At 59.3% G+C, this 10,315-nt stretch carries 12 protein-coding genes and 1 pseudogene; 8 read left to right on the forward strand and 5 right to left on the reverse strand.

Going from position 1 to position 10,315, the window contains the following annotated elements; all coding sequences use genetic code 11:
- The first annotated feature begins 336 nt into the window (after positions 1–336).
- The 3 genes from Q0288_RS16960 to Q0288_RS16970 all read left to right on the forward strand — a co-directional run bounded on the left by Q0288_RS16960 (position 337) and on the right by Q0288_RS16970 (position 1,521).
- A complete protein-coding gene (locus Q0288_RS16960; protein ID WP_299433243.1) occupies positions 337–720 on the forward strand; it encodes a hypothetical protein in 384 nt (127 codons plus the stop codon).
- A 417-nt stretch (positions 721–1,137) separates the two neighbouring features.
- Positions 1,138–1,431: a 30S ribosomal protein S20 gene (gene rpsT / locus Q0288_RS16965; protein WP_299433246.1), complete on the forward strand. Its 294-nt coding sequence runs from the start codon at positions 1,138–1,140 to the stop codon at positions 1,429–1,431.
- Between the two features lie 9 nt (positions 1,432–1,440).
- Positions 1,441–1,521 (forward strand): 30S ribosomal protein THX, encoded by an 81-nt coding sequence (locus Q0288_RS16970; protein WP_299433270.1) that lies wholly within the window; start codon positions 1,441–1,443, stop codon positions 1,519–1,521.
- Positions 1,522–1,593: 72 nt separating this feature from the next.
- On the opposite strand, the gene Q0288_RS16975 is transcribed toward Q0288_RS16970, so the two are convergent.
- The 3 genes and pseudogenes from Q0288_RS16975 to Q0288_RS16985 all read right to left on the reverse strand — a co-directional run.
- Positions 1,594–2,475 (reverse strand): hypothetical protein, encoded by an 882-nt coding sequence (locus Q0288_RS16975; RefSeq protein ID WP_299433249.1) that lies wholly within the window; start codon positions 2,473–2,475, stop codon positions 1,594–1,596.
- A gap of 95 nt (positions 2,476–2,570) precedes the next feature.
- Entirely contained in the window at positions 2,571–3,281 is a 711-nt protein-coding gene (locus tag Q0288_RS16980; RefSeq protein WP_299433252.1) for a CHAD domain-containing protein, read from the reverse strand.
- A 91-nt stretch (positions 3,282–3,372) separates the two neighbouring features.
- Positions 3,373–3,621 (reverse strand): annotated as a pseudogene (locus Q0288_RS16985) (DUF177 domain-containing protein); the annotation flags it as partial.
- A gap of 670 nt (positions 3,622–4,291) precedes the next feature.
- On the opposite strand from Q0288_RS16985, the gene rocF reads away from it, so the two are divergent.
- From rocF to Q0288_RS17005, 4 genes are all read left to right on the forward strand, one after another.
- A complete protein-coding gene (gene rocF, locus Q0288_RS16990) occupies positions 4,292–5,188 on the forward strand; it encodes an arginase (protein ID WP_299433255.1) in 897 nt (298 codons plus the stop codon).
- 217 nt (positions 5,189–5,405) lie between these two features.
- Positions 5,406–6,107, forward strand: coding sequence for a 1-(5-phosphoribosyl)-5-[(5-phosphoribosylamino)methylideneamino]imidazole-4-carboxamide isomerase (hisA, locus tag Q0288_RS16995; RefSeq protein WP_299433258.1), 702 nt, complete (start codon positions 5,406–5,408; stop codon positions 6,105–6,107).
- Positions 6,108–6,160: 53 nt separating this feature from the next.
- The gene (locus Q0288_RS17000) at positions 6,161–6,466 is read left to right on the forward strand and encodes a LapA family protein (protein WP_299433261.1); all 306 of its coding nucleotides are present in this window, start codon (positions 6,161–6,163) and stop codon (positions 6,464–6,466) included.
- Between the two features lie 158 nt (positions 6,467–6,624).
- On the forward strand, positions 6,625–8,607 hold the full coding sequence (locus Q0288_RS17005; RefSeq protein WP_299433264.1) for a DHH family phosphoesterase: 1,983 nt from the start codon (positions 6,625–6,627) through the stop codon (positions 8,605–8,607).
- Between the two features lie 47 nt (positions 8,608–8,654).
- Here the strand turns inward: Q0288_RS17005 and Q0288_RS17010 are convergent, their stop codons facing one another.
- Positions 8,655–9,332 (reverse strand): hypothetical protein, encoded by a 678-nt coding sequence (locus Q0288_RS17010; protein WP_299433267.1) that lies wholly within the window; start codon positions 9,330–9,332, stop codon positions 8,655–8,657.
- A 264-nt stretch (positions 9,333–9,596) separates the two neighbouring features.
- Here Q0288_RS17010 and Q0288_RS17015 point away from each other — a divergent pair, with 264 nt between their 5' ends.
- Entirely contained in the window at positions 9,597–10,163 is a 567-nt protein-coding gene (locus tag Q0288_RS17015; protein WP_299433273.1) for a hypothetical protein, read from the forward strand.
- Positions 10,164–10,185: 22 nt separating this feature from the next.
- On the opposite strand, the gene Q0288_RS18115 is transcribed toward Q0288_RS17015, so the two are convergent.
- Positions 10,186–10,315, reverse strand: a 130-nt coding sequence (locus Q0288_RS18115; RefSeq protein WP_366914804.1) for a hypothetical protein, incomplete at its 5' end; no start/stop codon positions are given.

Raw genomic sequence — 10,315 nt, forward strand, 5'->3', positions numbered from 1 at the left:
GAGCGAAGCGAGGGGTCTGGTGCTGTGCTGCGCTGAAAACCGTTGACCTGGACGCATCAGATTCTCAGGCCCCATACCGGATTCAAAAAGAGACCCGGCCATTCCAGAACCCCATCAGGCGATCTTCTTGACTCCTGGAGCACACCCGCCCTGCCTTCGGTGAAAAAAGCGTCTCCGTCGGTCAGGTTCGAACAAACCAAATCCAGTATAGTGGCCTCAGGAGGAGATCCCGGTAATTTTGTAAGTACTCGAGAGGCCAGTTGCGCTTTTGGTGACTAGAGCCTGTTTGGCCGAATAGCAGGCAAGCCGAGGCCAGGTGTGTTCTATACTGGAGGGGTGCGAACCCTCTTGATCCTGGCTTTGATTGTGGCAGGGGTATACTTTTATGCCGAGCGATTTGGTCTGGCGGTGGGCTATGCACCCTTCACACCGGTGTTTTACTGGAACTATACCGGCGAGTCGTTCAACCAGATTCGGGCTACAGGTATTCGGGCTTTTGTCAAGGTGACGGTGAGCGGGGATTTACGACAGGGAGGCTTCGAGGTAGAGATTCGGCGTACCGGTCAGACCAGTCCAGGTCTGGTCAAGCGCTATCAGGGTCGTTTTGCCGAGGAAATTCGCTATCCGGCCGATGCCAGTTTGTATGATGTCATCTTCCGCTTCAAGGATGCACAGGGGCAGGTTCGTATGGACTGGGTAGCGGCTCGCAACGAATTCTAGAGCGGTTTCGGGTAGTGTTCTGGGGGTATCCGCGACCGAAAACTTTTCTGGAGAGACGGTTCGCTTACCCTGAAAAGATGAGATCAGCACCCGAACCACCCAGGGTGGCTTCCCTGTTTGTCAAACTTTTCGGGCCGACCGACCTTCGCTTGAGAATTGCGCCGGTAGGCAGTGGCTGCAAAAAGTAATTTGTGAATCTAACCCGGACACCACATAGCCTCTAACCTTGCGGGCTGCAGGTCAAACCAGGCCGAAAGGGGGGCATAAAACCCAACTCCAACCCATTTGACCCGCTGGTGAGCGGTGTACTAGGCACATGGTCTAAAGGTGTGCTAGACTTGTGGATGGTCTGCCCCGAGGCTGCAGGCGCCGGTTATAGCGCTCTACGCAGCCCCAACTCGGCAAATTCGGAGAACTATGGCACAGAAAAAAACTGCTCGCAACCCCTCGGCTATCAAGCGTCACCGTCAGTCGCTCAAGCGCCGCGCTCGCAACAAGTCCAAGATGTCTACCATCAAGACCATCAGCAAAAAAGCGGTGACCCTGGCCAAGGACGGCAACGCAAGCGAAGCCGCCCAGGTCATGCGCTATGCTGAAAGTCTGATTGACAAGGCTGCCAAAGGTTCGACCCTGCACAAGAACGCGGCCAGCCGTCGCAAATCCCGCCTGATGAGCAAGGTTAACCTGCTCCTTCAGGGAGCCAAGGCCTAGGAGCCAGGTATGGGCAAAGGTGATCGTCGCACCCGTCGTGGCAAGATTTTCCGTGGCTCGCACGGTAAACACCGCCCCAGGAAGAAGTAGAGCACCTTGAATCCGAAGTCTAGCCGGAGAAACTTCCTCCGGCCTTTTCGTGTAGGCTACTCCGAATCGTTTTCAACGAAGTTTATGTGGGTCGAAGTGTTTAGCTTCATCCATTTTGCTGGCCCTGACAATGGCTTGTTCCAACAAACGGTCTGCCTCGGCTGACCCTAGAACCTGCTGGCCGTATGCATAGAGCAGGGCCACGATGGCCCGCATCTGGGGGAGTAGCAGGGTACCGGGTAGGGCCTGCGGGGCCAGCCCAGCCCTGATCCACGGCTCGAGAATCGTTTCCGGCAGGCCCTTATGGGTGCCTTTTGGGGCTACTGATAGGAGGGCTTGCTCAATACGGGGGTTGTTTTTTTGCATGACCTCGAGCATTTCCGCGATCACCATGCGAAAGACCCGTACCTCGGGCCTCGAGCGGTAATGCGGCTGGCGGGGTTTGCCCCTGGCGCTAAACCACCCCAGCAGGTTGAAGAAAAACCCGGCTTTGGCGAGGGTTGGAGTGGGCTGGGTCGTGACTGCGTCCAGATCGAGGATGGTGGCAAATTTGGGTGTTCGGACAACCCTGGCCGCTACGGGTGGCTCGGAAACAGCCTGGGTAGCCCCTGCTCCAGGGCTCGAGCGTGCGGTTCTGAGGATTTTAGACCGAGCAATTTTCCCGTCCTGGGTGGGTAAAACCAACTGATCGGGGAATTTGGGGAGTTCATCGTAGGGTAAGCGCATGGCATGCAAGAGTGTGCGGGTCAGCGAAACCTGCTCTTCGGGCTTTAGCATCCCGGTATCAATTACCCATTCCGCCACCCGCGAAGCCACAAAATGCTCCTCTCGAACCAGCGGGTCACAAATCTTGAAAATCGTATCTACCCGCCAATCCTCGCCCAATACCTGTCGCAGGGCCATGTGTAGCACGCGCCTGCGGTGGTTGATCTGGTCGGGTATGGGATTGGACATGAAAATCACCCGTGGCGGCCTCTTGCCGCCTACTGTGCAGCCTAGCATTCCCTGGGGTTGCAGGCTGTGACCAATCACCACCTGGGGTCGTAACCTCAAGGCCCAAAATCGGCCTTATGGTTTTTCCAGGCTTGCCTGGCTACCGCGAGGGCCTCGGTCAGATCTGCCTCGAGTTTTCTGCGGTAGCGGATGGACGCTCTGCCCCCTTCGGCCTCAAACGCCGCGAGATAATTCAAGATAAAACTCAGATCGCCTACCTGCCCGAAAATCTCCTGAAGCGCTTTAACTGTACCGCTATCTTGCTGGAGCCACTCCCTGGCATAGCGCAAGCGCCGCAAGGCCCGGCGCAAGGCGTGCAGGCTTTCGATGCTGTCTTCCGTACGCCATTCCTCTGCCCGGCGCCCCACTCGCTGTACGAAGCGCTCCAGCCGAGTCTGTGCCTCTTTATGGTCCAGTGCAGGCAAGGTTGAGAGGGCCTGTAAAAGGCCAGCCAGCCGGGGAGAGTCCAGCACGGGGATGAACCCAGCGCGGGCCTCTCCCAGCCGAACCCTGGCCCACTTCTGAAAGGCAGTGGGCAGGTCAGGGTGTTGCAACAATACTTCCAGGTCGCGCACCTGGCTTGCTGCACGTACCAACCAGGCCAGATCGTCCTCCAGCACACGCATTCCTGCCAGCCGCAACCATACCCGCAACCGACGCACTGCAACGCGAACCTGGTGCACGCCTTCGGGGTCTTGGCCCTGGTGGGCGATGGGCAGGTGTTCCACCAGATGCTGGAGCCAGGGGGTGAGGCCGATGACCGACATAAAACTAGCCTAGCATCGGACTGGGCGACAAACCATAATTTGGGGATGACATTCGACTTCCTACCCAGTCAAATGAAGCCCAAACTCGGTATCAATCCTTCAAATCGCCCAGCAACCTGGAAAGTTCGGCGCTCAGTTTGGTCTGGGGTTCTTCGCGGTGGCCACAGTCCATTTCGTTGCGGTTGGCTCCACAAACCGGGCAGAGGCCCTTGCAGTCTTCTTTGCAGAGGGCGGTGTAGGGCAGCTCGAGGGCGAAGGCCTCACTCAGCAGTGGCCCTAGCTCGAGGTCGGGATGGCCGAAGAGCAGTATTTCCTCCCCGTCCTCCTCGATAGCCTCGAGACGCTGGTTTCGAGGCAGATCGCCAGCACCGTGCGCCGAAGCCGATTTTCGAGTAGCCGCGTCCGTAGAATGCGCCTCGAGACGCTGGTTTCGAGGTGCACTACCGGCATCATCCCGGACTGCCGATTTTCGAGTAGCCGCGTCCGTAGAATGCGCCTCGAGACGCTGGTTTCGAGGTGCACTACCGGCATCATCCCGGACTGCCGATTTTCGAGTAGCCGCGTCCGTAGAATGCGCCTCGAGGTGTTGCAGCCCCGGCTGGTATCGCAGCATGTACTGAAAGTGGGCGCGTACCGGGGTGGGGGTTGGGGTCAGGCAGCGGCGACACTCGAGAACGGCATTACCTGCAATTTCGCCGGATAGCCAGAACTCCTGTCCGCCTTCGCCTTCTACCCTGGTTACACTGACCCTCCACCTGGCCGGGCCATCCAGGGGGATGCGTTCATTCCCCAGGGCGATGCGTTCCAGGATTTCGCCCCTGGCGTCGGTGCTCCCGCCCTCCCGCAGCAGGCGCGATAGGTTGACGCTTTGAATGTGCATTTCTTCCATTTCCCTCGAGTCTACCCTGCAAAGGTAGCTCTTTACTGTAGCGCCGAAAAAGCCGGGGGTCAATGGCTGCATGAGTACGCTGCTCTCACGCCCCCACCGTCCGCCTATAGACTGGGTAGGTATGAAGCAGATTGGTATCGTAGGGGTTCCGATGGATCTGGGTCAGGGACGGCGCGGGGTGGATATGGGGCCCAGCGCCATCCGCTATGGACGGTTGCAGGAAGTGCTCGAGGGTCTGGGCCACCAGGTACACGATTATGGCGATATGAAGGTGCCGGTGGTCGAGAGCTTGCGCCACCAGCAGGAAGAACCGGGTGGGATGGGCTACCTCGAGGCCATTCGCACGGTTTGCCTGGAGACCATCGAAGCCCTCGCGCAGATGCCCTCCGATATGTTTCCCATCGTACTGGGCGGCGACCACTCCATTGCCATGGGTTCAGTGACGGGGGCCAGCCGGGGCGAGCGCATCGGGGTGATCTGGGTGGATGCCCATGCCGATTTCAACACGCCCCAGACCAGCCCCAGCGGCAATATTCACGGCATGCCCCTGGCGCACCTGTGCGGCCTGGGCGACCCGCGCCTGGTGAACCTGGGCCGCCCTGGGGCCAAGGTCCGGCCCGAAGATGTGGTGCTGATCGGAATTCGTAGCCTGGATGCCGGCGAGGTCAGGCTGTTGCGCGAGCGGGGGGTCTCGGTCTTCACTATGAAAGAGATTGATGTCAAAGGCATCCCGGCGATTGCCCAGGTGGTTGCGGATAAATTACGCGGTTTTACCAAGGTGCATGTCTCCCTCGATGCCGACGTGCTCGATCCCGAGATCGCTCCGGGGGTGGGAACGCCTGTGGCCGGGGGCCTGACCTATCGCGAAGCCCATCTGCTAATGGAGCTGCTGGCCGATACCAGAATCGTTACCAGCCTGGATCTGGTCGAGGTGAATCCCATTCTCGACATTGCCAACCGCACCGCCAGGATGATGGTCGAACTCGCCAGCAGCCTGCTGGGGAAAAAGATATATTGATGGCTGGGTTCATCCTGCATCGGTAAGCCCAAGACTGCCGTTAAGCGCGCCCGCTCTTTGCCGCACCCAGGGCTTCTTCTATCGTCTGTGGAGCCAGTTCGGCAGATAACCTTTAACGATCACTGCGTGCTAGACATAATGCGCGAGCCCCCGTCGGATCTTCGCTCTAGCGATAGTTGAGAACTACTTGCCAGCAATCCTGGTATACAATCCCCGAGTGCTGGTCATTCCTGCGGTAGATATCCAGTCCGGTCGGGCCGTCCGGCTGTATGAAGGCGACCCCAGCCAGGAAACCGTCTACTTCGAAAACCCGGTGGATGCGGCCCTGCACTGGCAAGAGCTGGATGCCAGGATGCTGCACCTGGTAGATCTGGATGCGGCTACCGGCCGGGGGGAAAACCGTGCAGCCCTTCGGGCGATTGCCCGAAGCATCGCCATCCCGTTTGAAGTGGGGGGTGGGGTGCGCAGTGTGGAGACGGCCAGGGAAATTCTGGCTCTGGGAGCCAGCCGGGTGGTAGTGGGCACGGTCGCGGTTAAAGCGCCGGAAGTGTTGCGCCAGATGCTCTGGGAGTTTGGGGCCGAGCGGGTGGTGGTGAGCCTGGATGCCAGAGGGATGGAGGTCGTGGTTTCGGGCTGGGCCGAAGAAACCGCCCTCCGGGTGCCCGAGTTAAGCCAGCGGATCTGGGTGATGGGGGTACGCACCCTGATTTATACCGATGTACGCCGGGATGGAACCCTGGCCGGGCTCGACCTGGGGGTGGTGCACGAAGTTCGGGCAGCCTGGCCAGGCTTCTTGATTGCCGGAGGGGGAATTGCCTCGGACGCGGATATCGAAGGTCTGCAAGACCTGGGTGTGGAAGGAGCCATTACAGGCAAAGCCATTTATGAGGGCCGTATTGACCTGAAGAAATGGGTCTGACTACCCTGCATTCGCTTCACGGGCAGTCGGTGGTTCTGGAGTAAACTTCTAACATGAAAGTCCTGAATGGTCTGGCTTTCCTGATCGTGCTGGCGATAGCAGCAACCACCTGGGCTTTATATTTACTGGAACCGGGGCTGTTGCTGGGGACACCCTGGGGCCATGTTCATCTGGTTTTCTTGCTGCTAGGGGCCTTTGGGTTGGGTCTGGCGGTGATGGGGATGTATGTGCTAACAGGCTGGGCAAATGCCCAGGCTGCCCTGAGCAAACGCAACCGAGAACTGCGCCTGGTCAAGAGCGAACTCGAGGCCCTCAGGAAGCAACACCCCCAGGAAACCCCGGTCATTCCTGATCGGTAGCGGAGTGCAGAGTCCAGTGTGTAGAGTCTAGGGTCAGGGTTGAAAGGAGTGGGGGGTCTCTTAAAAGCAGCTATGGACTATAGATCATAGACTATAGACAATTGGCTACCAGTGATCGGCTATCTACTATCCGCATGTGTATTTTTGGGAGACCCTGCATGATCTGGAAATTCCGCGAATGGCCCCATATCTCCGAACTTCGCCCACTGGTGGAGCAGCTCGGTATTTCTCCCCTGGCGGCCTCGGTGCTCTGGAACCGGGGGTTTCGGTGCAAGGAAGACCTCTGGGCCCCTCTCGAGCTACTGCCCATCGAAGGGTTAAGGCCAGCCGCCCAGCGGATCATCGAGGCACTCGAAAAACGACAGCGGATCCGGGTGCACGGCGATTACGACGCCGATGGCCTCACTGGAACGGCGGTTCTGTTGAATGGCCTGGGCAGGCTAGGGGCCGAGATTCACGCCTTCATTCCCCATCGCCTGGGCGAGGGCTATGGGGTCTTGATGGATCGGGTGCCAGAGCATCTGGAAGCCTGCGACCTCTTCATCACCGTGGACTGCGGCATCACCAATCACGCCGAGCTGAAAGAACTGGTAGACAACGGCGTCTCGGTACTGGTGACCGACCACCACTCGCCCGGAGGTACAAACCCACCCGGCCTGATTGTGCATCCGGCGCTTTCGCCCCAGCTTCAGGGAAAGGCCCATCCCAGCGGTTCGGGGGTGGCTTTTTTGCTGCTGTGGCAGGTATGCGAGCTGCTGGGCCAGGATCCACCCCTCGAGTATGCCGACCTTGCCGCCATCGGCACGGTGGCCGACGTGGCGCCCTTGCAGGGTTTCAACCGGGCGCTGGTCAGGGAAGGGCTGCGCCGTCTGCGCGAGTCAGCCCACCTGGGTTTGAAGGTGCTGGCCGCCGAGCACTGTAAAGAGTTCAGCGCCAGCGAGATTGCCTTTCGCATCGCTCCGCGCATCAATGCGGCCTCGAGGCTGGGCCAGGCCGAAGTAGCCCTGCAACTCCTGACCACCCAGGATCTGCTCCAGGCCCGCCCGCTGGCCGAACACCTCACCCAACTGAACATCCGGCGACAACGCATCGAAGAAGAAATGCTACAGCGCATCTGGCCTACCATTGATGCCAGCAGTCCGGCCCTGGTCATTCACGATTCCGAAGGGCATCCCGGCGTGATGGGAATTGTGGCCAGCCGGGTGTTGGAGCGCTACTACAAACCGGTCTTCATCATCGCCGATGGCAAGGGTTCCGTGCGCTCCACGCCGGGCATCAGTGCAGTGGGGGCTTTACGCTACGCAGCCCACCATCTCAAACGCTTTGGGGGCCATGCCCAGGCGGCAGGTTTTGCCATTCGTGAAGAGGAAATTCCCGCCTTTACTGGGGCCATTCAGCAGTATGCCGCGCAGCTTCCAGCTCCGGTTCAGGAAATTATGCTGGATGGCTGGCTGGATGGGGAAGACCTCGAGGAACTGCATCGAGCCCTGCAACTTCTGGAACCGCTGGGAGAGGGCAACCCCGAGCCGCTGTTCTTCTTGCAGGGTAAACCGGAGCATATGCGGGTGCTGAGCGAGGGCAAACACCTGTCATTCCGCCTGAATGGAACCAGGGTCATCAAATGGCGCGATAATGGTGAAAACCTGCCCGACCCCCTCGACCTGGCGGCGGGGCTGGTGCAGAGCGAGTGGAACGGCGAGCGTACCATCGAGTTGCGCGGTGTGGTATATCGTCCAAGCCCCCCAGTCCATCCCCTGTCTGGAGGGGATTGGGGGGGGGTATGGGCCATCCCTACGCCATTCCGCGAAGCGGTTCGCCAGGCTGTGGCCCAGGGATCCAGGATATATGTGCATCCCGAGGGTGCAGACTGGTTTACCAGCCGAGGGGCGGCGGTGGTGAAACCCGAAGAAGCCGCCTGTTGGTTCAGTCTGCCCGCTGCCCCCGCTCATCCCGAAAAGGTTCAGATTGCCCTCTCGGAGAAAGCCCTGGTCAATCTGGAAAGCAGCTCCGATGCGCTGGTACGGGCGTTGGGCAGGCGGGTAGCGATGGCCTATAAGTTGGGCCAAGCCGGGCTGTTGCAGGAAAGCCTCGAGCGCTACTGGCAAGCCCTTGCACTGGCTCCAGCGGAAGGATCCCGGTAACGAAAACGAGACGTCGAGAAGGGTGGCATCTCGTTGCCCCCTGACCTTCACGAGGGGGCGGGGTTTTTACTGGAGGGGGTCGGTGCGGATGTGATTTCTTGCAGTTCGCGCTGTAAGTTCTCCCGGGCGGGTTGTTCCAGTCTGGCAAAGGCTTCGGTTTGATAGATGCGCTCCCGAGATAAGAACTTGTGCAGCATCGCAGCACGCTGCTCGAGGAACAGCGCTGTGGGAACCCAGGCATACTCCTGCCGGATGGCCTGGGCATAGCCTTGATAGGTTTCGGGGTCGGCTCCCAGAATGGCCAGGTCGGCATCCAGAAACAGGGCCGTGTGGGGATCGGCGGTCTGGTGGTTGCGCGTGGCCAGGATGAGGTTTACTACCGTCTGGATGAGTTGCGGGTCTAGGCCCAGAGAATGGAGGCTTTGTTCGGCCAGCAGGGCACTCTGGGCCTCGTTGTCGGTACGGGTGGGGTCGTAGACGGCATCGTGGAACCAGACTGCAAGCTCCAGATGGGGCTCTGCTGGCAAAAGCTCAAACAGCCTTTCCAGGTGCACCAGACTGTGATAGAAGCGCTGCGGTTCGGAATGGCGGGTAAGAAGATCCTCGAGCACGGAAAAATGTTCATCCGGGTCAATCCCCAGCGACGACAACAACTGATTCCAGCGGCCAATCAGGCGTTTGCGACCTCCCTGGCTGAGCTTGAATACCGCGTCCACGGCCAGCATCCTACCGGTGATTGCAGGGTCAGAGTGTGCGTTTGGCAGGGGTTGCGACGGTAGCAGCCCATGGGTTCATGCGTCCACACCCGCATCTGCCCCGTGAATATTGCTGGCATTCTGCCCTCAGGTGCAGTCTTTGACCTTCGACCTCGTCTTCGCCCGCGCATGGGCTCGTGGGGTTGACGCAAATCTTATTTCCAAACGAGTTAGATAGATCCCTACCTGTACGTAATGAAACGTAACACCCACGACGGCGCTATGCTATGGGATATGTACCGCCAGCCCAGGGACTCTTTTGAAGCCCGAATCCACACCACCGAGTACCGGATCTACGGCAACATCCATCTAGTCCATGCAGGAGGTACCGCCGATCTGCTGAATACCGAAAACCGCAGCCACCTCCCGGTAACCGGGGCTCTGGTTTATGTGGAGGGCCTCGAGCATCCCCCCCAGGCCAGCGACCTCAAGGCCGATACCCCGTTCATGGCGGTCAACAAATCTGACATCTGCTGGATGGTCGGCGGTCGTCCGTCGGTTCCCAAGGGCAACCTGGCCCTGTTTGAACGCAAGCGAGTGGCCCTGTTCTTCGAGGGATATCTTCTGGTGGGCGAGCTGGACATACACAAAAACGCCCGTCTGTCCGATCAACTAGCGGTACTCAAGACCTTCCAAACCCTTTCTGGGGCAGTGCTATACCGCATGCCTTTGCAGCAGCCCATCGTTAATCTGGCTCCGGATCAGCAGTTCGATTTTGTAACGGTGAACCTCAGCAAGGCCGATACCGTGATCGAAGCCCCACCTCCCACTCCCAACCTCCACCTCACGTTGTTGGGTTGAGCGGAAAAAAGTAGTGTCCGAGCTATCCCAGCCGGGCCAGATTCTGCCGGATACGCTCGAGCTGAGCCTGGTTTTCCACCAGCCGCTCGCGCTCGGCTTGCACGATAGCTGGGTCAGCCCGTTCGACAAAACCAGGGTTGGCAAGCTTCTTC

Origin of the sequence: uncultured Meiothermus sp., from assembly GCF_937863175.1 — a bacterium.
Lineage (GTDB): Bacteria > Deinococcota > Deinococci > Deinococcales > Thermaceae > Meiothermus.

What these genes read in the sequence shown, in the direction of transcription:
- Q0288_RS17010 (WP_299433267.1), bottom strand. Translation starts at nt 9,332, where the DNA reads ATGCTGGCCGTGGACGCGGTATTCAAGCTCAGCCAGGGAGGTCGCAAA.
- Q0288_RS17005 (WP_299433264.1), top strand. Translation starts at nt 6,625, where the DNA reads ATGATCTGGAAATTCCGCGAATGGCCCCATATCTCCGAACTTCGCCCA.
- Q0288_RS17000 (WP_299433261.1), top strand. Translation starts at nt 6,161, where the DNA reads ATGAAAGTCCTGAATGGTCTGGCTTTCCTGATCGTGCTGGCGATAGCA.
- rocF (WP_299433255.1), top strand. Translation starts at nt 4,292, where the DNA reads ATGAAGCAGATTGGTATCGTAGGGGTTCCGATGGATCTGGGTCAGGGA.
- Q0288_RS17015 (WP_299433273.1), top strand. Translation starts at nt 9,597, where the DNA reads ATGTACCGCCAGCCCAGGGACTCTTTTGAAGCCCGAATCCACACCACC.
- rpsT (WP_299433246.1), top strand. Translation starts at nt 1,138, where the DNA reads ATGGCACAGAAAAAAACTGCTCGCAACCCCTCGGCTATCAAGCGTCAC.
- Q0288_RS16975 (WP_299433249.1), bottom strand. Translation starts at nt 2,475, where the DNA reads ATGTCCAATCCCATACCCGACCAGATCAACCACCGCAGGCGCGTGCTA.
- Q0288_RS16980 (WP_299433252.1), bottom strand. Translation starts at nt 3,281, where the DNA reads ATGTCGGTCATCGGCCTCACCCCCTGGCTCCAGCATCTGGTGGAACAC.
- Q0288_RS16970 (WP_299433270.1), top strand. Translation starts at nt 1,441, where the DNA reads ATGGGCAAAGGTGATCGTCGCACCCGTCGTGGCAAGATTTTCCGTGGC.